The following is a 23859-nucleotide window of genomic DNA, read 5'->3' on the forward strand; positions in this document are numbered from 1 at the left end:
CATTCTTGACAAGCAGGCGCTTAGACGTGAAAAAGATTCCCATCGCCACGTTGGTGGCGGGATCGACCGCTTCGGCGGCAAACGCATGGAGTGCCGTCACGCTTATGGCCTGATCGATGCCGGCCTGATTAGCGCGCTCTGCGCCGGCCGAATAAGCCGTGTGGTCCACAACGCGTTACACGTCGCTATGATGGCTGCGAGCGAAGTCGCTCGATTAAGCCCGTGGTGAAGACGGTACCGATCAGCACAATGGCGCAGCCTTCCATCATCCGTATTGATATGGATACCGAAAGGAATAGCGAATCCCAAAGGATGCCGAACACCGGAATCACGAATGTGGCGGTCATCGCGTGAGTCGGCCCACCGGTGGTGAGCAGACGAAAGTACAGTACATAGGCAACGCCGGTGCACGCCACGCCGAGCGCCAGCGCCGCGAGCCACGCCTGCATCGAAACCGGTGTCGCTGGCCACGCCCATGCGGCGAGCGGTAGTAGTACGATCGATGCGCCGACGAGGCTGCCGGCCGCGATCACTAATGGGTCGATGTCGGACAAATAGCGCTTCGTATAGCTGGCCGCGATACCCAGCAGCGCTGTGGCGGTGAGTCCCGCGGCGGCGGCCAGTGCAGTGGCCTGCGCGCACGGTGCCGCGCCTGCGATGCCGCTCGTTGCACTGATCTGATTTCCGACCAGCAGCGTCACGCCGGCGAAACAGAGCGCGATGCCTGAAACTCGCATGATGCTGGGCCGGTCCCCGAGCCACAGGAACGCTACCAGCGTGCCCCACAGCGGTGCAGTCGCGTTGATCACGGAGGCCAGGCTCACCGACAGGGCAGGCACGGCATACGCAAACAGGCAAAACGGCATCGCAGCGTTCATTACGCCGAGCACGAACAACGGCCACAGCTTGCGTTGCGAATCACGCCATTTTCCCTCCACGCCTTTTCGCGTGATCAACAGCGCGATTAAGAAAGTAGCGCCGATCGACACACGCAACGCTACCATCGGCACGACGCCGAACTCCGCAACGCCGATGCGCACAAAAAGAAACGACGTACTCCAAAGTGCTGCGAGCGCCAGCAAGTTGGCCACGTTGAACACCGATCGGGAGATCATGCATAGCCTTCGCAGGGTGACCGGTATTGCACGTTACACGCATCGGCAAGTCCGGATGGGACAAGGACAACTAGGCAAGCACCACTGTGTAGCAGCCTATTCGAAAGCGCGAGCAGTATCGGTGGGGTCAGCGGAGGCGATTATATTTTTGGCGGATAACGTATGGTAAGCGGTAAGCGCAGCCGCCGCTGGCTGCTGTGAAGGACAGCCTATGGGTGGACTCGCCACTTATCATGGTAGTTTTTCATACCACGATAGCGTCACGACCTTGTGCGGGAAACGTGCCACATACCCCGTAAGCCGAATGGTAGAGAATTGAATTGGCCGCTGTGCATAGCCTGAAACGGTCCGTTACCGCGCATGTTAAGCGGGCAAAACGTCCGTGATCCGACAAAACGCTGTCGGGGTGCGCCGACGCGCAGCGCCGCCTCGCGCATTGTCTATTACATAGTATCAGCTTATCCGACTACTGCATCAGTGTGTCACGCTGCATTCCGGCTTCGCGTACGATTGTCGGCTCGATGCCAATGGGCTTGTGCTTGGCTACGATCACCTGGCGGTTCGATGCTATCGACGTGGTCAATGCATCGGCGGGCGGCGCAGGCCGCAGCGGCATTGCACTGCCGAATGGCAGCATGCCGAGATTAATAGAAAGGCTCCGAATGACGCCATCGCTTTTTGCGAATAAAGCTGGTTACAGGAGACAAACCGGCGTAGTACCTGAGTGCTTTGTCGTTGCTTCCATCGCAATATCCCAGCACGACATGGTTTTTCGAACGAGTGGGGCACGTGTTCCGGATACTGACAGGATGTGCCAAACGTTCGGCCAGCACGTCAACGCCAAAGCTGGATGTGGCCATCGGTCGTATCGGGCGGCCGGCGGTCCTTTGAGTTGTAACATCAACACGATCACCACGAGCTTGTCGGCCGATGCGTTGATCTCGGGCGCACGAGGCGATCGCCACGGTGGCGGCTGTCCTGGCCGCATCGGTTGCTGTTGGCGCTGGCACGTACAATGGCGCCCGGCTGCGTCCCTGGGCAACGGCTCGCGCTGGATCGTGCGCCAGGCGCGCTGGACCATGTATTGGCGTTCCGTCTGCCGGGCGCTGGTGCGCGTGTTAGCCGCGCTTTGGCAAGAAGCCGCATCCTGGACGACGCGGCGTGACGCACTGGGGGAGCATTGCCGGATGCGCAACGCATCGAAAGCGAACGCCGATGCTGGTGCTTCACTTCGATCATACGGTTACGCAAACTCGAGCAGGGTGGCGCTCGGCCAGGGCGCGCCGCGCGGTTCGTCTCGAGGCTGCGCAACGGTGGTATCCGTGGGCGTTAATGGGTGGCGTGGTATTCCGGCTCGCGCCGCGTGTCAGGTCGTGCGGCCCGGCGACATCCCAGCGACAATCAGGAGCGCGTAAAAATGATCGAAAGTACTGCGATCCTTGGCGTTGCGGTTGGCCTGGTGTTGGCATTGACCGGTGCAGGCGGTGCGATTCTTGCGGTACCGCTGCTGTTATTTGCGCTGGATCTGAGCGTTGCGCGGGCTGGGCCGATAGCACTGCTTGCGGTGGGTATGTCGGCAGCGGTCGGCGCGGCAATTGGCTTGCGCAGCGGGATTGTCCGCTACCGGGCGGCCGCGCTGATGGCGGTAAGCGGCATGGTTGGGTCGCCGATCGGCCTGTGGGCCGCGCGCTGGCTACCGAACGGGCCGTTGGCGCTCGTCTTTGCGTGCGTGTTGGCGTGGGTATCATGGCGCATGCTCCTTCAGAGCCGTGCGTGTGCCAGCCATTCGGATCGATGCGCGCCGTGCATGAGCATGTCACCGCCTTGTCAACTGGAGCACGCGAGCAGGCACTTCGTTTGGACTGTCTCCTGCGCGCGTGCCTTGATCGCGCTGGGTGCCGGTGCAGGATTTCTGTCCGGCTTGCTTGGGGTGGGGGGCGGCTTCGTGATCGTGCCGGCGCTCAGGCGAGCGACGAACGCGCCAATGCAGGCGATCGTCGCAACGTCGTTGGCGGTGGTCGCGTTGGTCTCGACGGCTGGCGTCGCCGCTAGTGCGCTGGCTGGACGGATGGACTGGCCAGTGGGCTTGCCGTTCGCCGCCGGTGCTGTCGTCGGCATGCTCGGTGGATGCCGAATCGCCGGGCGGTTGAGTGGACCTCGCCTGCAACAGTGTTTTGCGGTGGGGGCTGGGTTGGTTGCGCTTGGCATGATGGTCAAGGTGCTGTTTGCCTCGCGCGGTTGGTCGGCATGAGCTACGGTGCGCGTGGCGATCCAGTGGGCTTGATCGCTGCGTCGAGCATTCGTGCGCTTGACGCTCGACGCGACGAGCCCCCAGATTGGCGCAAGGATGCGTGCCGCCTGACGCGGATTGGCCCGCAGTCAGCCGCCGCACTGCGGTGAACAAGGCATCATATGTGCTGGCGAGGGCGACTACACCGGGCGTCGTGGTGGCGCATTCCTGGGGCCGATACATAGGGCGTGCAACGCTGGTTCTGAACTTGAAAGGCAAGGTGGCGATGCGGCTGGCGCGGCACGGCAGATCAGATAACCAAACCGGGCTATTTTCCTCTGTGGGATTACATCCGCTTATCACTTTTTGCCCTTGCGCTTGGTTCCCGATGCAGGCTGCTTATTTCCTGAATTCAGTGAAGTCAGCTGGCTCATGCTGGGAATTTTGCCTTGGATATACAGTTTATAATGCTCGGCGTTTTTTGGAATATCAGTTAGCAAATGATGGGAGGGTCCGGATTGGTCGGTTTTCGTCCTGTCCTTGATAGAATCAAGAAATTTAATAATATTAATATATTCTTTACCTTTTTTATTAAGCATGTCTTTGTTAACGGATTGTGCATATTCGCTTTTTGGGTTGGGGAAGTCAAGTTCGCCCAGCTCGGATTCGTATTCCTCGTATGGTCTCTCAGCGCCCGGCACAAGGGTTATAATATATTCATATTCCCCTAATTTGCTATTATTAAAATTTTTTATATTTTGGTTACTTAACGCCATGCGCAATTCATCTGGGCGAATTTTGTCAAATGTGTGTTTTTTGTAGTTGATGCCTGTGTACAGTCCACCCAAGTGAGTTTTTGTAAACCTAAGGTTGTTGTAACTTTCTATATCTTTCATTTCACCGTTGAAGAGGATAAATTCCCAACACCATGGCTCGGTTTGCCTTTTTAAAAATCGATTAATAGTTTTTGCAACGCTGCTTGTGAGATTTTTTGAGTATTCGTCTTTGTTTTTCTCGTCTGATGGCTTTCCCTTCATCTCAATTTCTATGCGAAACGGATTATTTGTTCCGTTAAAATAACTTGGGGCTTTTTGTTCGGATAGTTTGAGAAGATGTTCGAGTGAAATAAAATTGCTTTCTTCTCCGTTTCGACGTATTTTATACAATTCTTCCGCATTTAAATGATCAATCGATTTTTCTTCGTCGATGTGTGGATATGATGCGCTATCTGAAAGTTGTTCTTTTATTTTTCCTTCGTGGCTCAGAATTGGTATGTTATCTTTTGATAAAAAGACATCACATTCAATGCCGTCGAGTCCGGGTTGCAATTTCGTGCCAGCAGCGTTAAATGCTGCCCGAAATGCACTTTCTGAATTTTCCGCGGGTCTATCGGTACGCCGCTTATCAGTAAGCTTAATCAGGCCGCCACGCGTTCGGTTGGTGGGGCCATGTCCCCGATGTGCAATAATACTAACGCCGTCACTACGCTGCGCCATTTTTAGACGTAGCGCTCTTTGTACTTCATCGACGATTGAGACATACGTTCCTTTATCTTGGCCTTCTTCTGCTCCTTTGAGTGATGAAACCAGCGGGCTAAGTCCATAATAGGCATTTGCTTCGCGAGCCGTAGTATTTTTATTCTTTTGTGCCTGAGTGATGGCTTTTTCTACTATCTCAATCACGCTTGAAGATAAGCCTTCGGGAACCGTTTCTTCTTTCCAGTCAGGGTCAAACTTATTATTTAATCCAAATACAACTGTTGCCACGATGTCATCGATATTTTCGATGTTTGCTCTATCTAAAAGTTGTAAGGATCGGTTGATTTTTCTAAATGGTCTTGTCTTAAATTCTTTCATAATATACCCTTATGAATCTTGTTGGGTGTTCGTGCTTGTTGGCGTCGTTAGGACTAGAAAACGAGGCGGGGCAACCTCGGACAGAGTGACCGGCTTGCAGGCTCCCCATATGTAAGGCTACTTGAGCGTTGTTGGATACGGCATTCAGATCGAAGTCCATCGGCAAACTCGGTAGTGAGTGAGACAAGCGCAACGCGGAGCGATACTGTGTGTGCAACAAGCTAGCCCAAAGCACGTGAAAAACCACGGGAGAGAATAGAAATGGCTAAGTTTTTGGCGGATAATGCATTGGTGATAAGCGTGCCATGTCAGCAAATTACGACAAATGGTCACCAGCGAGCCGAGTGGGTTGCTTGAGGTCATCGGCAAAGGCAACAAGCAGTGCGACCAATGCATTGATGCACTGCATGCGCATTGGCGCGATCGTGGTTGGCACGTGCAAGGTGTTGAGCGACGTGGCGCGACCAAGATCGTGGGTGTCAGAGCAAGTCTGGGTGAGAGGTGACGCGGGTCTTGCCGGTGCAGGAAGAATTCAACATTAGGCTATCGTCGCCCACTACCTTCGAAATTGACGGAGACACAAACTATCTATCTAACTGTTCGAAATTATTGGGCCATGACATGGCGCCTGGGGTCGGTACAGCGGTGTGCAGCGACAGCGGCTGATCGACACGCTTTACCAAAAAATCCAGCAGCAGAGTGCGTTACATGTGTGCGGGACGCTGGTGCAGATGCGCTGCTCCGGCAAGGGCAAGACCCGCAGGGTGTACCTGCGAAGTTATACGTCGACATAGTTCATCGGAATGTGCTCAATTATTTAGAACTGCGTTGTAAAGCAGACCTGGATTCATCGAAAATCCGCGGACGGACGAACCACTCGGATTGTAAGTTGCTGAGATGCTCGAGCGGCCATCACGTTTGCGCTATGCACCGGTCAAGCCGGTGATGCATCGGCGGTGCGAGTTGTTCGAGAGCCTGGAGGCGGTTGATCGTGCGCTGCACCTGGACGACGTAAGCGGGCATGCCAATAGCGTGATGACATGATGAGACAAATGCCGCAGTCCAAAAAACTTGAACTTTTGTTGAACTTGTGAGAAATTTCCTTCCATCCGAACGATGGGGCATGCAGCGAAATGAGGCATGACGGTTCGCTGAGGCAAGTGCAGTACCGCGGTCTTCGATCCATGCAAGTGATGTTTGGGGCGCAATAATGAAAGAGAATACTGGCTTGACTCAACGACACTCTCCTCAGGTACGCAGTCCACACGCAGCCTCTTTTCCCGACTATCAGTTTTACGAGCATGGCGGTAACGCCGCGTGATGACTGATCAAGCATATTCACTTTTCTGCTCATTGTTTAACGGCTCGTGCTGACGCGTGTCGGCGTGATGCGGTGCTTTAATCAGCTGGTGCATGAATCGCTTTGCGTGCGAAGCGAAAGTGTTCCTTTTTTGGTAGAAAGGTATGGGCGTTTTCGACGACGCATTCGATAAGCTTATCGGCAATGAAGGCGGTTATTCCAATAACCCTCAGGATCCGGGGGGCGAGACGATGTGGGGCGTGACCCAGCGCGTCGCGCGCGCATGGGGCTACACCGGCCCGATGCGAGAGTTACCGCGTGAGACAGCGAAACAGATCGCCAAGGCCTTGTACTGGGATCCATTGCACTGTGACCGCTATGACGCACGGGTCGCATTTCAAATTTTTGATGCCAACTACAACGGTGGTCACGTTGTTATCTGGATGCAGCAGGCCAGTGACGCATTCGCCGACGGCAAACTCGGGCCCAAGACGATCGCTGCGGTGCAGGCAGTCGATCCTGAGCTTTTCATTATGCGTTTTATTGCCGCGCGCTTGACTTACTTGACCGCACTGCAAACTTGGCCAAGCTTTGGCCGCGGCTGGGCGCGGCGCATCGCGACTAACTTAAGAGTGGCTGGAGGTTGACCATGTTACCGATTGTTCTTGCACTCGCACAATTCGCGCCGCAGATTGCGCATTGGATTGGCGGCAGTCAAGCCGAGCAAGTGGCCCAAAAAGTAGTCAATATCGCCCAAACTGTCACGGGCACGAACACCCCAGAACAGGCACTGGCTGCGATCCAGGCAAACCCAGACCTTGCTTACCGGTTTCAGGAGTCGATCGTTGAGAGCCAGGTTGATCTGCAGCGCATTGCAGCGGATGTGGAAAAGACGCGCATTACGGCCAACGTGGAAACCGCGAAGACGAATGCGGCTGATCGCGCCAATGCCCGGCAAATGGCTTTGACTGAACACGATCACACTCCGCGTAACCTAGCCTATCTGTACACAGTTGGCCTATTTTTAGTGATTGGCGCGCATTTCTGGTTGCTGTTCGCTCGCATACCTGTCAATCCGGTCGCTTTTGGCGTGCTCGGCAATATTGAGGGGGTGCTGATCGCGATGGTGCTGGGTGCAAAAGAATTCTTTTTTGGCTCATCATCGACGGCAACCAAGCAGGCGGCGGTAATTACCAGCTTCGCGACCGATCCGGACACGCATGTGACAACCCAAACGATGAATGGTGCACCAATGTCTGCTCAGGCAACGTTGCCCACTATAGCGAACGACAAATCATAAATATTAATTAAATGCTGCAAGCGAGTGCGGCAGTTTAGGCGTTACCGAGAGCGGTGCCAGTGCGAAGTGAAAAGGTGCATCTCATACGAATTGGCGTGTAAGCAACCGTTTGCTCCGAGCAGAGATAAGTCTGCCTGGGCAGATCGCAGAGTGCTAGCCGTCCATTTCTGCGCGCTTACAAAAATTCTACCCGCCGTACGGTAATTAATCGGTGCCGTTGGCTGCGAAATGTTGCATGAATGCGACGCGGTCACCGCGTTGCCCGTAATCACAACAATATCGTCCCGAGCCACGCCGGCTGCCGTGTGCACCAGCAGCCTGATCAACGCGAGCCGCTGGCCAGGGCAACAAATCGACAAGGATTTAACATGCCGCGTCGCCTGGCACCGCGATGAGAATTGATAAGCGGCGGCACGCAGAAAAGCGCATCATAGGATGATGGCATCATGAGCGCGAGTCGTGTTCATGTGCTGCAGTCGTCCCACGCGCGCGCAGTTGGACGGTTCAGCGGGCTGATTGCGCCGAGCTTGCAGGCTGGCGGGCTACGCTGGCCGGTCACGGCCACCATCGCGCCGCGGCCTGGTACGAACCATGCGCCAGCGCTGCCGATAAGCAACCCACAGAAGGGGTTGCGTCAGATCGATTCATACAGCGGCAACGTCAGAAAGTCGGTGAACGTGCCCGACGTCGACATCTGCTCGAAGATCTGTGCGGCCCGATCATACGGCGCAGTGTCGCCGCCGACGACAACCTTGACCTTCGCGAGTTCCTCGACGCTCAGCGCGTGCACGAGTTCCGCGGTCACCTTGCGGCCGTCATCGAGCTTGCCCTTCGGCGAGCGGATCCACTGCCACACCTGAGAACGCGAGATCTCGGCGGTCGCCGCGTCTTCCATCAGATTGTGGATCGGCACGCAGCCGTTGCCAGCCAGCCACGAGCCAAGGTAATGGATGCCCACGTTGATGTTGTTGCGCAAGCCGGCTTCGGTGATCGGCGCTTGCGGACGGAAGTCGAGCAGATCCTTGGCGGTGACTTGCACGTCGTCGCGTTGCTTACTGATCTGATTGGCCTTGTCGCCGAGCACCTTGACGAACTCTTCCATTGCGATCGGCACCAGGCCGGGGTGGGCGACCCAGCCAGCATCGTAGCCATCGCCCGCATCACGCGCCTTGTCCGAGCGCACGCCGGCCAGCGCCTTGTCGTTGGCGGCAGGATCGTTCTTGATCGGGATCAGCGCGCTCATGCCGCCGATCGCCGGTGCGTTGCGCCGGTGACAGGTCTTGACCAGCAGCAACGCATACGCCCGCATGAACGGCGCAGTCATCGTCACCTGGGCACGATCGGCGAGGCAGAAGTCGTTGTCGTTCTTAAATTTTTTGATTGCCGAAAAGATATAGTCCCAGCGTCCGGCATTCAGTCCGGCACTGTGTTCGCGCAACTCGTACAGGATCTCGTCCATCTCAAACGCGGCGAGGATAGTCTCGACCAGCACGGTCGCGCGAATCGTGCCGCGTGGGATGCCGAGTGCCTGTTGCGCGGCGACGAACACATCATTCCACAGCCGCGCTTCCAGGTGGCTTTCCATTTTCGGCAGGTAGAAATACGGACCCGTGCCGCGCGACAGTTGCTCCTTGGCGTTGTGGAAGAGGAACAACGCGAAGTCGAACAGAGCGCCGGACACGCGTTGGCCATCGATTGTCACATGCTTCTCGTCGAGGTGCCAGCCACGGGGGCGCACCAGCAGCGTCGCGATCTTGTCGTTGAGCCGGTATGACTTACCGTTCTGCTCTAATGAGATTGTGCGTCGCACCGCGTCCTTCAGATTGATCTGGCCTTGGATCTGGTTGTCCCAGTTCGGCGCGTTTGAGTCCTCGAAGTCGGTCATGTACGAATCCGCGCCGGAGTTTAGCGCGTTGATGATCATTTTGCGCTCGACCGGCCCAGTGATCTCGACACGACGGCATTGCAGGTCGGCAGGCAGCGGTGCGACAGTCCAGCTGCCATCTCGAATGGCTTGAGTCTGAGGCAGAAAGTCGGGCCTTTCGCCGGCATCCAACCGCTTGGCACGCGCCACGCGCGCAGCCAGCAGGGCTTGGCGGCGCGCTTCGAATTGGCGGTGAAGCTGGGCAACCAGCTCGAGTGCGTCATGCGTGAGGATTGCTTCGAAGCCGGGCTTGAGCGGGGCGTGAATCTGCACGCCTTCGGGTAGCGAGAGAGTCGGGTGTGCCATGATTTCTCCTTGGTCGGTCAAGTTTATGACACGAACAGCAGCGACGCGCACGGTACACCGAACGCGGTTTCGCCCAGCGCATCCGCGGCCGGCGCGTCGAATAGCGCCGCCTTTGGCCTGGCTGCATCGGCGACACGTCGTGCGCAGACGCCCTTTTTTGTCGGGGGCGGTCAGCCGACGCGGTTCACGCGACCTTCTTGCTGTCGAAGAACTGTTCATCTTCGGTGGAGCCATGCAGTGCGGTCGTCGACGCTTCGCGCTCGACCGTCTGCGTGACCGCGTCGAAGTAGCCGGTGCCGACTTCACGTTGGTGCTTGACCGCAGTGAAACCCTTTTCGGCTGCGGCGAACTCGGCCTGCTGCAATTCAACGAAGGCGCTCATCTGGTTGCGCGCGTAGCCGTACGCGAGGTTGAACATCGAGTAGTTCAAGCTGTGGAAGCCGGCCAGCGTGATGAACTGAAACTTGTAGCCCATCGCACCGAGTTCCTTCTGGAACTTTGCGATCGTTGCATCGTCCAGGTTCTTTTTCCAGTTGAACGACGGCGAACAGTTGTACGACAGCAGCTTGCCCGGGAATGCCTTGTGAATTGCTTCGGCAAATTTCTTCGCGTATTCCAGGTCCGGCTTGCCGGTCTCACACCAAATTAGGTCGGCATACGGCGCGTACGCCAGGCCGCGCGAGATCGCTTGCTCCAGACCCGGACGGGCCCGGAAGAAGCCTTCGACCGTGCGCTCGCCAGTAAGGAACGGCTTGTCGCTGTCGTCGATATCGGAGGTGATCAGGTCGGCGGCTTCCGCGTCGGTGCGGGCCACCAATACCGTTGGCGTACCGCTGACATCGGCCGCGAGCCGCGCCGAAATGAGCTTGGCCACCGCTTCGCGGGTCGGCACCAGCACCTTGCCGCCCATGTGGCCGCACTTCTTGACGGCGGCGAGCTGATCCTCGAAGTGCACACCGGCCGCACCCGCTTCGATCATCGCTTTCATCAACTCGTATGCGTTCAGCACACCGCCAAAGCCGGCTTCGGCGTCCGCGACAATCGGCGCGAAGAAGTCGATGTAGCCTTCGTCACCCGGATTCTTGCCTTCGGACCATTGGATCTGATCAGCGCGGGTCAGCGTGTTGTTGATGCGCTTGACCACCAGCGGCACCGAGTTGGCTGGGTACAGCGATTGGTCCGGATACATTTCGCCAGCGACGTTGGCATCGCCCGCGACTTGCCAACCGGACAAATAGATTGCCTTTAACCCGGCCTTGACCTGCTGCATCGCCTGGTTGCCGGTCAATGCGCCAAGCGCGTTGACGAACGGCTCTTCGTTGATCAGCGTCCACAGCTTCTCGGCGCCGCGCTTGGCAAGCGTGTGCTCGACCGATACCGAGCCACGCAAGCTAATTACGTCTTCTGCGGTGTAGCCGCGCTTGATGCCCTTCCAGCGTGGATCAGTTTCCCACTGGGCCTGCAGTTTTTGAGCTTCCTGTTGGCGAGACATAGCGTTCTCCTTGCTCGAATAACGTATTGGGTAGCCTGGATGACTTCGGTTTCGCACCGCCGAGGTTAGCGTTGCGTTGGGAAGTCTTATATAAGAGATTAGGCAAACCAAGCCAAGCGAAACAGGGGCGAAAAGCGTTTTGTTGAATATATTTAAACCATAAAAATCAAAGCGTTGAAAATTATATTTTATTATATGAAATTATGTTTTCTATCCTGCAATAGAAATTTTGTGCCACGCACCACCTATTTTTATGACACAAAAGATAATTTCATATAATGAAATTTTTGATCCGAACGCCAGCCGTACGGTGCAATAAGTACGGCGCAAAAAAAATGGCGCCGCAGGGCGCCATCTCTCGGAATGTCGGGCCGTCGCCGGCCCGCTCGCGTCAGAACGGTCAGTCGTCGTAGCGTGACGTACGGCGATCGTCATCCCGACGACGCGTCGGCCCGCGCGAATCCGCAAAACCGCCCCGGCCACGGTCATTACCGGCGCGGGCGTCACTGAACCCGCCGCGATAGCCGGCCTCGCGGCCGCCGCCTTCGCGACTACCACCACCGGCACCGTGCCGAGCGTTGCCGTAACCGTTGCTCGTTCCTCGCCCTTGATAGCCGCTGGCACCCCGCCCGTGGCCGCGCGGCGGCGCGCCGCGACGGGCCGGTGCACGCGTGGACGGTGCCCGCTTGGGCTCGAATCCGGCGATCACATTGACAGGCAGCGGCGTGCGCACGAATCGCTCGATCCGCTTCAGGGTGCCGACTTCAGCATGGTGCACAAGGCTGACAGCGATGCCGCTGCGCCCCGCACGTCCGGTCCGGCCGATCCGGTGCACGTAGTCTTCTGCGAATTTGGGCAAATCGTAATTGAACACGTGCGTGATGCCGGGTATGTCGATGCCACGCGCAGCGACATCTGTCGCGACCAATACGCGCACGCGTCGTTCACGCAATGCGCGGATTGTCCGGTTGCGCGCGCCTTGCGGCAAGTCGCCATGCAATGCGGCGGAGGCGAAGCCGTCTTCGGCCAGCCTGGCGGCGATCACGTCCGCATCATTCTTTGTCGCGGTGAACACAATCGCTTGATCGAGCGCGCCGTCAGCCAACAGATGCGTCAGCAGCCGATCCTTATGGGCGCGGTCGTCGACGTAGTGGATGGACTGCGCAATGTTCGCGCGCGACTCCGGCTCACGACGGATTTCGATCCGTTCGGCGTCGCTAAGAAAGCGCTGCGCCAGCGAACCTACCTTGCCGTCGAGCGTCGCCGAGAACAGCAGCGTCTGCCGTGTGGCCGGGGTGCGGTCGATGATAGCCTCGATGTCTTCGATGAACCCCATGTCGAGCATCCGGTCGGCTTCGTCGAGCACCAGCATCTGTAACTGGGACAGGTCGATGCGGCCGCGCTCGAGGTGATCGATCAGCCGGCCGGGGGTGGCAACCAGGATTTCGGGGTTCTTCGCCAGCAGCATCAATTGCTGGCCATAGGCGACCCCGCCCAGAATGCTGACCGTGCGCAGTCGCCGCAGGTGCTTGCCATAGGTGGTCGCCGCAGTGGTCACCTGCATCGCGAGTTCGCGTGTCGGTGTAAGCACCAGCAGCGCCGGTTTGGCGACAGGTTGCTCGCGGCGATGACGGCGCTCGCCCCGATCACCGCGCTGTGCCTGATGCGCGGGCTGGTTCGCGCGCTGGCCAAGCGTGCCGGCTTTTTGCATCTGTGCGAAGCGCTCGATTGCGGGCAGCATGAATGCCGCGGTCTTGCCCGAGCCGGTCGGGCTCGAGACCAGCAGATCGCGGCCGGCGAGTGCAGCCGGTATCGCGCGCTGCTGGACCGGCGTTGGCGCGTGATAGCCGGCGGCGGTCAGCGCGGAGACAATCTCCGGCGACAGGCCGAGCGCTATAAAGCCGTCGCCGCGGGGGGTATCGTTGTTCGCCGTGTCGGCGGTCTGTGCAGCGTCGATGGCCGCGCTTGCTGCGGAGTTGGGTTGCGCGGCCATCGACGTGGCCATTGCATCAGGTGCCGGTGTGGCGGCGGCTGCGTGCACTGCCGTGGCGGGGGGGGCTTCAGCGGCCGGCGTGGGCACCGCCGGCGCGTCGCCGTGCGACGAGGGGGCATCGTTGCCGAAAAGTTCACGCGCCAGCGTGCCGAGTGACGAGGGGGAATTCGAGGTCATGACGATCCTATGAGTTTCGCGCCTGCGGCGCGAACCGGTTCGGAAAAATGCGAGAGGCGCCAATCGGCAGCCACGATCGTCGGATGCGATGAACGATATCCGTTCACCAGATCGAAAAACGGGCATGGCTCGTGAAATGCGAGCCGATGTTAGAACCTGTAACGGTGCGAACCGCCCAACGCGGAAACGCGAACCTTGCTTGGTCTACAACCGCACCCAAAAGCGGGCAAAGGTGGGAGGGGACAGTTTCTAAACGGGGATTGGAGCAAAACGCTGCAAAAACGCGCGACCCAGCCAAACAATATGTTAGTAGTTCGCCGGCGCGCGAAGCCTCGATTCTACCTGAATTTGCTGCGCTGCGCCACCTGCTGCGAGCAAGATCGCGCTGTGCCCGCCGGCGCGGGCGCGCAGCATCACGACGCGGTGCCGTTCTTCAACGATTCGACCAACTCGGCGTATTGGTGCTTGGCGGTGTCCTGCGACGTGCCTTTCAGCGCGGCCCAGGCATCGTACTTGTACTTGCCGACGATATCGGCTAAGCCGGGCTTGTCGCCGTACACATCACCTTCCGTGGCTTGCTTGAACAGCGCGTATAAGCGCAGCAACGTTAGGTTGCTGGGGCGCTCCGGCAATTGCCTAACTTCGTCTTGCGCCTGTGCGAACCGCGCATCGATCTCACTCATCGTGACCCTCCTCGGCCCTGTCCATCAATGCTGAACTGCCGAGTGTAGTCGGAACGTGCCGCCATGTGCTGGAGCAAGTCCTCCAAATAATAGAGTTGACGCGGGCCGGCATTACAATAGCGGTCATGACGCCTCATGCCTTGCTTGCCCTCGATACGTCGACCGAATTCTGCTCGGTCGCGGTGTTCCATCTGCCGCATGCCGCCGGTTCGCCGTGCGTGATCAGCCGCCATGAGCACACTGGCCCGGTTTCCAGCGCACGCGTGCTGCCCGCGGTACGCGAAGTGCTGGAGGAAGCAACACTCACGCTGACTGATTGCGCCGCGGTGGCGTTCGGCGCGGGGCCCGGCTCGTTCACCGGCCTGCGCACGGCGGCTGGCGTGGCGCAGGGTCTGGCATTCGGGCTTGGCGTGCCGGTGGTGCCGGTTGGCACGTTGCTCGCCTGTGCGGAACGCGCGCGCGCATCGGATCCAGATGCACAACGCGTGCTTGTGGCGCTCGACGCCCGGATGGGCGAGGTTTATTGGGCGGACTTTGCGTGGGACGACACGCTCGCCGACTGGCGGGTATGCCATCCTGCCGCGCTCGCCGCGCCCGCCCGTGTGCCGGCTCCGGACGAGCCGTTTACGCTAGCCGGCAATGCATCGTCCGTGTTCGGCGACGCGTTGTGTGCCGCGACGCGGGCGCGTGTGATCGACCCTTGCGCGATGCCGCACGCCCACGCGCTGGCGCTGGCTGGCTGGCGTGCGTTTATGGCGGGCCACGCGTTGCCGGCGCACCTGGCCATGCCCGAGTACGTGCGCGACAAAGTCGCGCAGACCACTGACGAGCGCGCGGCGGCCCGTGCGCTCAAAGATTCGGCGAAGGAGGCTCGATGAGCGGCGTGTTGATGACCCAGCGCTATCTGACGCCGATGACCGAGAGCGATCTCGATGAGGTCGCGGCGGTCGAGCGCGACGCGTACGAGTTTCCCTGGACGCGAGGCAACTTCGAGGACTCACTGCGCAATGGCTATTTCGGTGTCTGCCTGAGGCACGTCACTGGCGTGTTAGTCGGCTATTGCGTGCTGATGCCGGTCGTGGACGAGATGCACTTATTGAACCTGTGCGTGGCGCCCGGCGCGCAAGGCCACGGCGCTGGCTTGACGTTGCTGCGCGAAGCGGTGCGCATCACGCGTGCGCGCCAGCTCGGCAGCGTGCTGCTCGAGGTGCGTCCGTCCAATCAGCGTGCCATGCGGCTGTACGAGCGTTTTGGCTTCATCGTAATCGGCCGGCGCAAGAGTTACTATCCCGCGCGGCACCACACGCGCGAGGACGCAATCGTGATGCGTTATGGCTTGCACGCCGACGCACAGGGGTGGCGTGCCCGGCAGCAGGCTGCCTCATCACAGAGTGCGCCACCACACGGACAGGCGATGCCCGGCGCGCGGCGCGCGGGCACCCCGCTGGAAGCGGAACGGGAGCAGGCCGATGGCGCAGCTTGACACGATTCTGGAAGAACTCGGCATTGCGCCGTTGTGGGTCCGCCGCGGCGCGGGGCATGTTCATCGTCCTGGTGACGCTCAGGGCGATGCGCTGTTCCCGGCTCGGGACGTCATGAGCGAGGCCGGCATCGCGCTGCCGTCGCAGCCGCTCCAAGCGACGGATGTGACTGTGCAGGCTTGCGACACGCAAGAGAGTGCAGCGCATGCGCCCCCTCAAGCAAGCCACACGTCGGTTGAGGCCGCGCGGTCGCGAGTTGAAGCGACTAGGGCAGAGGACAGTGCAACTGGACCAACGGGTGAAGTCGGCAAGGCATTTGAAGGAGTCAAGACGGCTGCTGCATCAGCGCCCGGGGCCGCGGCAGACGCGCAACCGGTGCCGATGTTGGATTGGGCAGCGTTGAAGGCGCGCGTCGCGGGCTGTACGCTGTGCCGGCTGTGTGAACGACGCACGAACACGGTGTTCGGCGTCGGCGACGAGACGGCCGACTGGATGCTGGTCGGCGAAGCACCAGGCGAGAACGAGGACAAGCAAGGCGAGCCGTTCGTCGGCCAGGCTGGCAAGCTGTTGGACAACATGTTGCGTGCATTGCAGCTGCGGCGCGGCGACAACGTCTATATCGCGAATGTGCTGAAATGCCGGCCGCCGGGCAATCGCAATCCGGAGCCGGACGAAGTGGTGCGCTGCGAGCCCTACCTGAAACGGCAAGTGGCGCTGGTCAAGCCGAGCGTGATTGTCGCGCTCGGACGGTTCGCCGCGCAGAGCTTGCTGAAGACCGACGCGAGCATTGCTTCGTTGCGGGGGCGTGTGCACGAGTATGAAGGCGTGCCGGTGATCGTCACATATCATCCGGCGTACCTGTTGCGCAGCCTGCACGACAAGCACAAGGCCTGGAGCGACCTATGTCTGGCTCGTGCGATTCATCGCAAGCGCACCGTCGCGCATTGAGCCGCCATGATCGCGACGCCGGCGCGGCTGCCGCGCGCGAGCGCGTGGATCACCGGATGCCTGCGCATGCCAGCAGGCTCTGCGTTGATCTGCTCCATGCGTATCGCGACGTTGCGGTGCGTGATCTGGCGTGGCTGCTATTGTCGCCCTCGTTGCTTGACGCGCGATATTTCGGCCCGCGATTGGCACACGTGCTGGCGCAGCCGCGGCAGCGGCAGCAAGCGCTCGCATGGCTGGCGCGGCTCGACGCCGATCCGCACGCGTTGCATGCGGCTCTGGATGCCCGGCCGCAGTCGCGTCTCGGCTTATATGCGGAGCAGTTGCTCAGCTTCTTTTTACAATATGGCCCCGCAACGCGGTTGATTGCTGCGAACCGGCCCGTGCGGGTCGATGGCCACACACTGGGGGAGTGCGACTTTCTGTTCGTGGATGACGACGCAAGGGCGTGGCATTGGGAGCTGACGGTCAAGTGCTATCTCGACGTGGGTGGTCCGCCCGGTTCGCTGGCGCGCTATGTGGGGCCGAATTTGGCCGACCGCTTCGACCGTAAGCTGACTCGGTTGCTGACCCACCAGCTGACGCTGAGCCAGCATCCGCAAATCGCGGCGTTGGCCGCCAATGGTCGTTGGCAGGCGGCCATGATCGTGTGCGGCTGGCTGTTCCGTCGCTGGGATCTGAGCGGCGTCGGCGATTCGGACAACGTCAGCGGGAACTGCGCGCCGCGCGGCGATGCCGCGCCGGGACCCGTCGCGCCGGATCACTTACAGGGCTGGTGGACATGTGCCGCGCAGTGGCCCGTATTCGACGCGCCTGCCTGGACGATCGTGCCACGTTTGCGCTGGATGGCGCCGCTGCGGCTGTCCGCTGACGACCCGCGCGTGTATCGCGATTCGACCGCTGTGCTGGTGCGCTGCATCGACTATTGGCGCGACCGGCCGAATCAGCCATTGATGGTGGCGGCGCTAGCCGACGTGCGCGTCAGCCAGGACGTCGGCAACCCGGCCGGCGAGTGGTGTGAGTTGGCGCGCGGATTCATCGTGCCGGATGACTGGCCCAAACGTGCGGCCGCGTATACGACGGTTCCGTGACCTCGCGGCTACCACCATGCGTGACAGTGGTGCAGTGGCCCGGCGGTGCCTTGCCCGACCGAAAGCCGCGTACTGTGGATCAATGCCTGGGTCAGATAGGTCTTTGCATCGCTGACGGCGTTGGCCAAGTCCAGTCGTTGCGGGCGCAGCGCGGCAATCGCGGCGGACAATGTACAGCCGGTGCCGTGCGTGCCGGTCACGTTCACGCGAGCGCCGGCCAGCCGGGTATGGCGGCTTGCCTCGATCAGCCAGTCTGGACTGAAATCGCCCGGCAAGTGCCCCCCCTTAATCAGCACCGCGTGGGCGCCTAGCGCGTGTAGCGCATCACCTTGGCGTGCCATCTGCGCTTCGTCGGCGGCGACGGGTTGGTCAAGCAGCGCTGCCGCTTCATGCAAGTTCGGCGTGATGATGCTGGCCAATGGCAGCAATCGCTCGCGCAGCGCATCAAGTGCATCGGGCTCGAGCAACGAGTGGCCGCTGGACGACAAGATCACGGTATCGAGTACCACGTGCGCGGGCTGGTACCGCTCTAGTACGGCAGCCACTGCGCGAACGATCGCCGCGTTCGCCAGCATGCCGATCTTGACTGCGTCGATGCGCAGATCGCTGAATACCGCGTCCAGTTGCGCAGAGACGACGTCGGCAGACACCGGATGCACCGCGGTGACGCCCCGCGTGTTTTGCACGGTCAACGCGGTAATCGCCGCGGTGCCGTATGCGCCTAGCGCGGAAAAGGTCTTGAGATCAGCCTGGATGCCGGCGCCGCCGCTTGGATCGGACCCGGCAATTGTCAGCACATTCGGAATCATATGCTCCATGGCAAAAAGCACGCGAAAAGCCACTCAAATAGTCATCCATGCCGCGCTGCGGCCATCGCCGCACGCGTCAATGCCCCTGCTCACCGATCAACGCGACTGAATCGAACGCGCGCTGGTTTGCTGCGTGCCGGCGCATTACGCACCACATGGTCAGGCACACAAGGGTGCCGAACAGCACGATCACCAGCTGGATCGGCACGTTGAACCAGATGAGCACAGCGTACAGGCACAGCATCACGAGCACCGACAGATTCTCGTTGAAGTTCTGTACCGCGATTGAATGGCCGGCGGACAGTAGCACATGCCCGCGGTGCTGCAGCAGCGCATTCATCGGAACGACGAAAAAGCCTGACATGCCGCCGACCACCATGAGGAAAGCATACGCGCATATCAGGTAGGCGGGCACCCGGATGTGGCCAATGTGCCATGCCCAGTCGGATGGAAATAATTCCCGGGTATAGAATGACATCGTCATGACCAGCAGACCCATCACGATACCGACGGGCAGTACCGTCAGCGAGCGCTTGAGCGGCACGCGCGTGGCCGCGAGCATTGCGCCGCCGGCCACGCCGACCGCGACCACGGCTTGCAGCACGGCACCTTCGGACAGCGTCATGCCGAGCGATACCTCGGCCCATTTAAGCACGATGAACTGCAACGTAGCGCCAGCGCCCCAGAACAAGGTGGTGACCGCCAGCGAGATCTGGCCGAGCTTGTCGCGCCACAGCGCGCCGAAGCACTCGGCAAAGTCACGGATCAGCCGGATTGGCCGGTGTTGCTGCTGTGGGTAGCGTGCGCCGGTGTCCGGTATCCACAGATTGAACACCGCAGCCAGTGCGTACACGGACATGATCACCACAATTGCCGATTCTGCCGCGGTGTGGGCGAACGACAAGTGCCGCAGCAACAGTTGTGCGATGTGCGGACTGATCAGCGCGCCACCCATCACGGTGCCCAGGATGATCGACGCGACGGTCGTTCCCTCGATCCAGCCGTTGGCCACTACCAGGCGCTCTGGCGGCAGTAACTCGGTCAAGATGCCGTACTTAGCCGGCGAGTACGCGGCCGCGCCGAATCCGACGACACCGTAGGCCAGCAGCGGATGTGCGCCAGTCAACATCGTTACGCAGCCTACCATCTTAATCGTATTGGTGACGAACATGACGCGGCCTTTCGGCTGCGAGTCTGCAAATGCGCCAACAAAGGCGGCAAGTACCACGTAAGACAGCACGAAAAACAGCTTCAGCAGCGGCGTCATCCAATTCGGCGCGTGAAGGTCTTTCAGGAGGGCTATCGCAGCGATCAGAAGCGCACTGTCGGCGAGCGAAGAAAAGAACTGCGCCGCCATGATGGTGTAAAAACCTTTCTTCATCTGATGCTGAGCTTGATTCCTCTGTCGGCAGCCGCTGTCGGGCTAACCCGTAGCATGAGCTGCTCGAAATGGGTTGTGTGCACGGCTTTATAACACGAAAATACGAACGTTCAGAGTTAGCGCTCGCCTCAACGACGCGGATCGCGCCGGCGATCGTGCACTTAAATCGTTGATTTGCAGCGACATTAAACTACCCAATCTATGCCTCGCCCGCTCCTTGCCACGATTCACACCGCAGCGCTTGCTAACAATCTCGCCGTTGCCCGCCGCCGTGCCCCGAAGTCCAAGCTCTGGGCCGTTGTCAAGGCCAATGCCTACGGGCATGGCTTGGCGCGCGCGTTCCCCGGCCTGCGTTCGACCGACGGCTTCGGATTGCTTGACCTCGAAGAAGCGGTCAAGTTGCGCGAATTGGGCTGGGCCGGGCCAATTTTGCTATTAGAGGGTTTTTTTCGTCCGACCGACATCGATGTGATTGACCGCTACAGCCTGACGACTACCGTGCATTGCGACGAACAATTGCGGATGCTGGAAATGGCGCGTCTGTCCAAGCCGGTCAACATCCAGTTGAAGATGAACAGCGGCATGAACCGGCTTGGCTATGTGGCCGGCAAGTATCGTGCCGCATGGGAACGCGCGCGCGCGTGCCCCAGCATCGGCCAGATCACGCTGATGACCCATTTTTCGGATGCCGAGGGCGAAAGCGGCATCCGCCATCAATTAGAAGTGTTTGAACATGGCGCCGAGGGCATTGTAGGTGCGCGCAGCCTGTCGAACTCGGCTGCGACGCTATGGCATCCGCATGCGCATTTCGACTGGGTGCGTCCCGGCATCATGCTGTATGGCGCGTCGCCGTCCGGCGTCTCGGCCGCGATCGAGGGCCTTGGCCTGCAGCCGGCGATGACGTTAAGCTCGGAATTGATCGCGGTGCAGACGGTCGAGCCGGGGGACAGCATCGGCTACGGCTCGACTTTCAAGGCGCGCGAGCGCATGCGTATTGGCATCGTGGCGTGCGGCTACGCGGACGGCTATCCTCGTTGCGCGCCCGAAGGCACGCCGGTCCAGGTGGGCGGGGTTCGCACGCGGGTTGTCGGTCGAGTGTCGATGGACATGTTGACCGTGGATCTATCCTCGTGTCCGAGCGCGGCTATCGGCAGCCCAGTAGAGTTGTGGGGGGGCGACGTGCCAATCGACGATGTCGCGGCAGCGTGCGGCACGGTCGGCTACGAATTGATGTGCGCGATCGCGCAACGCGTGTCGGTGCGCGCAGAATAACGCGGAGCAGGACGCGTGGCAAAAACAAAGACCGTTTTCGTCTGCAATGACTGCGGTGCGCAGTCGCCGAAGTGGCAGGGCCAGTGCCCATCGTGCCACAGCTGGAACACCCTGGTCGAGTCGGCTGAGTCGACCGCCGCGCCAAACCATCGTTACCAGGCACTTGCCAAGAGCCAGCCGGTGCGCAAGCTCGCCGAAATCGAAGCGTCGGACGTGCCGCGCTACTCGACTGGCATCGGTGAGTTCGATCGTGTGCTCGGTGGTGGTCTGGTCGCAGGTGGCGTCGTGCTGATCGGCGGTGATCCCGGTATCGGCAAGTCGACGTTGCTGCTGCAGGCGCTCGCCGAGATCGCGCGCGAGCGGCGTGCGCTGTATATCAGCGGCGAGGAATCCGGCGCGCAGATCGCGTTGCGCGCACAGCGGCTCGGCTTGCTTGACGCGCCCGCCAGCCGGGTCGGCGACTTGCAACTGCTGGCAGAGATCCAACTCGAGAAGCTGCAAGCCACGATTGATGCCGTCAAGCCGAATATTGCCGTCGTCGATTCGATCCAGACCATTTACTCGGATGCGCTGAGTTCAGCGCCTGGCTCCGTGGCGCAAGTGCGTGAGTGCGCGGCGCAACTGACGCGGATCGCCAAGCAATCCGGCGTGACAATTATCATGGTTGGCCACGTGACGAAGGAGGGCGCGCTTGCCGGCCCCCGGGTGCTCGAGCACATCGTCGATACGGTGCTGTATTTCGAAGGCGACACTCATTCATCGTTCCGGCTGGTGCGGGCGTTCAAGAACCGCTTCGGCGCGGTCAACGAACTCGGCGTGTTCGCGATGACCGAGCGCGGGCTGCGCGGCGTGGCCAATCCGTCGGCGTTGTTCTTGTCGCAGCACGAGCATACGGTTCCTGGCTCGTGCGTGTTGGTCACGCAAGAAGGGTCGCGGCCGTTGCTGGTGGAGGTGCAGGCGCTGGTCGATACGGCGCAGGTGCCGAACCCGCGTCGGCTGGCCGTAGGCCTGGAGCAAAACCGGCTTGCAATGCTGCTCGCGGTGCTGCACCGGCACGCAGGCATCGCATGCTTCGATCAGGACGTCTTCCTGAACGCGGTCGGCGGCGTGAAAATCGCCGAGCCGGCCGCGGACCTGGCCGTGCTGCTCGCGATTCATTCGTCGATGCGCAACAAGCCGTTGCCTAAGGGGCTGATCGTGTTCGGCGAAGTCGGGTTGGCCGGTGAAATCCGGCCATGCCCGCGTGGCCAGGAGCGCCTGAAGGAGGCCGCCAAGCTCGGCTTCTCGATTGCATTGATCCCGAAGGCCAATGCGCCGAAGCAGCCAATCGACGGATTGCAGGTGATCGCCGTCGAGCGCATCGAACAGGCGATTGACCGCATTCGGACGCTGCAGCAATAGGGGGGCACAATGGCTACTCTCGAACGCACCGCCTATCTGTGCTTCAGGCGCGGGATCGGATGCTGGCGTTCAACAAGGCGCTCATCGAACGCGCGATGGGTGCGGAAATGAATTTGCATTTGGGGGCTGCGTTCAAGCGCGTGCGCGTTGGCCGCAAAGTTGTCTTTTTACCGATTACTGAGTTTGCCAATGGACTTCGACTTGAATGCCGCTTTAAACCCTCACTCCAGCTACGTGTGCGCAGGGCAGGCTGGCCAACAGCCTGCCGCGTCAGCGCCGCCACGACCGTCTTCCAACGACGCGTTGACTCGTCCCTTGCCCACCCGACCGACAACGTATGACGACCTGCCGTCCGAACTGATTGCCCGGATCGGTGACTATGTACCCATTCAAGACGTGATGCCGTTCGCCACGGTCGATCGCCGCACGTATCATGCGATGCAGACCCGGCGCCTCGTCCACCGCTATTGGCAGCGGGCAAAACAGGCCGTCAGCTTGGCGTCAGCCAACCAGCTGCTAGATGAGATGGGGAGCGCGTTGAGCAATCCAGCGCAGTATGCCGAACCTATTGACGCGCTGAGTCAGCGTCTGCGAGCGTTGCCAAAAGCCGAGCGAGTCGAGGCATTCAAGCGCGTGTTTGCGGCCGCAGAGCGTATCCCGCAGGACGGCATGCGAATACAAAAAGCGCTATTACGCACTTTTTTTAATTTTCCTCCAAGCCGGCGTGTTGAGCTATTCGACTTCGCTTATGCGATGGTGGAACGGCGCGCGCCCGGGCAAGACAATATCTGGGCGGAACTGGCTGACAGTTTGCGGTTTTTTTCGTCTCGCTCACCTTTTGCCGAGCAGCGTTATCAAGCGCTCTTGGCTCGGCTTGCGTCGTTGAGGGTATCCGAACAAGCGAAGCTCATCCCGGTATTGTCCAATTTGCTCCTTTACTCCAATAAGACAGACCCACGCGTCCCTGAACGCTATGCACTCTTACGCAGACACGCGTTACAACTGCCGCCCTCTCATCAAGGCGCATCGGTCGGCATGTTAGCGAGTTGCGTACGGATTTTGCCGCAAGCGGAGCAGTTTGCCCAATACACGCAGATGCGTGA

18 protein-coding genes and 2 pseudogenes are annotated in these 23859 nt (G+C 60.0%); 11 read left to right on the plus strand and 9 right to left on the minus strand.

What is annotated here, in order from left to right; all coding sequences use genetic code 11:
• Window positions 1–185: 185 nt before the first annotated feature.
• Both B0O95_RS13000 and B0O95_RS15905 read right to left on the minus strand, forming a co-directional pair.
• On the minus strand, window positions 186–1115 hold the full coding sequence (locus B0O95_RS13000; protein WP_104078257.1) for a DMT family transporter: 930 nt from the start codon (window positions 1113–1115) through the stop codon (window positions 186–188).
• Window positions 1116–1581: 466 nt separating this feature from the next.
• Window positions 1582–1752, minus strand: coding sequence for a hypothetical protein (locus B0O95_RS15905; protein ID WP_233203358.1), 171 nt, complete (start codon window positions 1750–1752; stop codon window positions 1582–1584).
• Between the two features lie 780 nt (window positions 1753–2532).
• On the opposite strand from B0O95_RS15905, the gene B0O95_RS13010 reads away from it, so the two are divergent.
• Window positions 2533–3366: a sulfite exporter TauE/SafE family protein gene (locus B0O95_RS13010; RefSeq protein WP_104078259.1), complete on the plus strand. Its 834-nt coding sequence runs from the start codon at window positions 2533–2535 to the stop codon at window positions 3364–3366.
• Window positions 3367–3704: 338 nt separating this feature from the next.
• On the opposite strand, the gene B0O95_RS13015 is transcribed toward B0O95_RS13010, so the two are convergent.
• Complete coding sequence (locus B0O95_RS13015; RefSeq protein ID WP_104078260.1) at window positions 3705–5201, minus strand: glycerophosphodiester phosphodiesterase family protein; 1497 nt, start codon at window positions 5199–5201, stop codon at window positions 3705–3707.
• Between the two features lie 897 nt (window positions 5202–6098).
• On the opposite strand from B0O95_RS13015, the gene B0O95_RS15910 reads away from it, so the two are divergent.
• The 3 genes from B0O95_RS15910 to B0O95_RS13030 all read left to right on the plus strand — a co-directional run bounded on the left by B0O95_RS15910 (window position 6099) and on the right by B0O95_RS13030 (window position 7801).
• On the plus strand, window positions 6099–6245 hold the full coding sequence (locus tag B0O95_RS15910) for a hypothetical protein (RefSeq protein WP_158249496.1): 147 nt from the start codon (window positions 6099–6101) through the stop codon (window positions 6243–6245).
• 420 nt (window positions 6246–6665) lie between these two features.
• Window positions 6666–7148 carry a glycoside hydrolase family 108 protein gene (locus B0O95_RS13025; protein WP_104078262.1) on the plus strand — a complete coding sequence of 161 codons (483 nt, stop codon included), beginning with the start codon at window positions 6666–6668 and terminating at the stop codon, window positions 7146–7148.
• A gap of 2 nt (window positions 7149–7150) precedes the next feature.
• Window positions 7151–7801 carry a hypothetical protein gene (locus tag B0O95_RS13030; protein WP_104078263.1) on the plus strand — a complete coding sequence of 217 codons (651 nt, stop codon included), beginning with the start codon at window positions 7151–7153 and terminating at the stop codon, window positions 7799–7801.
• Between the two features lie 634 nt (window positions 7802–8435).
• Here B0O95_RS13030 and aceB read toward each other — a convergent pair.
• From aceB to B0O95_RS13050, 4 genes are all read right to left on the minus strand, one after another.
• Window positions 8436–10031, minus strand: coding sequence for a malate synthase A (aceB, locus tag B0O95_RS13035; protein WP_104078280.1), 1596 nt, complete (start codon window positions 10029–10031; stop codon window positions 8436–8438).
• A gap of 184 nt (window positions 10032–10215) precedes the next feature.
• Window positions 10216–11523, minus strand: coding sequence for an isocitrate lyase (aceA, locus tag B0O95_RS13040; protein WP_104078264.1), 1308 nt, complete (start codon window positions 11521–11523; stop codon window positions 10216–10218).
• Between the two features lie 400 nt (window positions 11524–11923).
• A complete protein-coding gene (locus B0O95_RS13045; RefSeq protein ID WP_233203361.1) occupies window positions 11924–13528 on the minus strand; it encodes a DEAD/DEAH box helicase in 1605 nt (534 codons plus the stop codon).
• A 578-nt stretch (window positions 13529–14106) separates the two neighbouring features.
• Complete coding sequence (locus B0O95_RS13050; protein WP_104078266.1) at window positions 14107–14376, minus strand: acyl-CoA-binding protein; 270 nt, start codon at window positions 14374–14376, stop codon at window positions 14107–14109.
• 125 nt (window positions 14377–14501) lie between these two features.
• Here B0O95_RS13050 and tsaB point away from each other — a divergent pair, with 125 nt between their 5' ends.
• The 4 genes and pseudogenes from tsaB (at window position 14502) to B0O95_RS13070 (ending at window position 17893) form a co-directional block, all read left to right on the plus strand.
• A complete protein-coding gene (gene tsaB / locus B0O95_RS13055; RefSeq protein WP_104078267.1) occupies window positions 14502–15254 on the plus strand; it encodes a tRNA (adenosine(37)-N6)-threonylcarbamoyltransferase complex dimerization subunit type 1 TsaB in 753 nt (250 codons plus the stop codon).
• Window positions 15251–15715, plus strand: a pseudogene (gene rimI / locus B0O95_RS13060) (ribosomal protein S18-alanine N-acetyltransferase); the annotation flags it as partial. The gene tsaB and the pseudogene rimI, both read left to right, overlap by 4 nt.
• A 130-nt stretch (window positions 15716–15845) precedes the next feature.
• The gene (locus tag B0O95_RS13065) at window positions 15846–16805 is read left to right on the plus strand and encodes a uracil-DNA glycosylase (protein ID WP_104078269.1); all 960 of its coding nucleotides are present in this window, start codon (window positions 15846–15848) and stop codon (window positions 16803–16805) included.
• The gene (locus tag B0O95_RS13070; protein WP_199180518.1) at window positions 16760–17893 is read left to right on the plus strand and encodes a DUF1853 family protein; all 1134 of its coding nucleotides are present in this window, start codon (window positions 16760–16762) and stop codon (window positions 17891–17893) included. Before B0O95_RS13065 ends, B0O95_RS13070 begins: the two co-directional genes overlap by 46 nt.
• 8 nt (window positions 17894–17901) lie before the next feature.
• Here B0O95_RS13070 and thiD read toward each other — a convergent pair whose 3' ends face one another.
• Window positions 17902–18711, minus strand: coding sequence for a bifunctional hydroxymethylpyrimidine kinase/phosphomethylpyrimidine kinase (gene thiD / locus B0O95_RS13075; protein WP_104078271.1), 810 nt, complete (start codon window positions 18709–18711; stop codon window positions 17902–17904).
• Window positions 18712–18778: 67 nt separating this feature from the next.
• Window positions 18779–20083, minus strand: coding sequence for a lysophospholipid transporter LplT (gene lplT / locus B0O95_RS13080; RefSeq protein ID WP_104078272.1), 1305 nt, complete (start codon window positions 20081–20083; stop codon window positions 18779–18781).
• Window positions 20084–20284: 201 nt separating this feature from the next.
• On the opposite strand from lplT, the gene alr reads away from it, so the two are divergent.
• The 3 genes and pseudogenes from alr to B0O95_RS13095 all read left to right on the plus strand — a co-directional run.
• On the plus strand, window positions 20285–21355 hold the full coding sequence (alr, locus tag B0O95_RS13085) for an alanine racemase (RefSeq protein ID WP_104078273.1): 1071 nt from the start codon (window positions 20285–20287) through the stop codon (window positions 21353–21355).
• Window positions 21356–21370: 15 nt separating this feature from the next.
• The gene (gene radA, locus B0O95_RS13090) at window positions 21371–22756 is read left to right on the plus strand and encodes a DNA repair protein RadA (RefSeq protein ID WP_104078274.1); all 1386 of its coding nucleotides are present in this window, start codon (window positions 21371–21373) and stop codon (window positions 22754–22756) included.
• A 189-nt stretch (window positions 22757–22945) separates the two neighbouring features.
• Window positions 22946–23859 (plus strand): annotated as a pseudogene (locus tag B0O95_RS13095) (hypothetical protein); the annotation flags it as partial.

The organism is Mycetohabitans endofungorum (assembly GCF_002927045.1).
Classification (GTDB): domain Bacteria; phylum Pseudomonadota; class Gammaproteobacteria; order Burkholderiales; family Burkholderiaceae; genus Mycetohabitans; species Mycetohabitans endofungorum.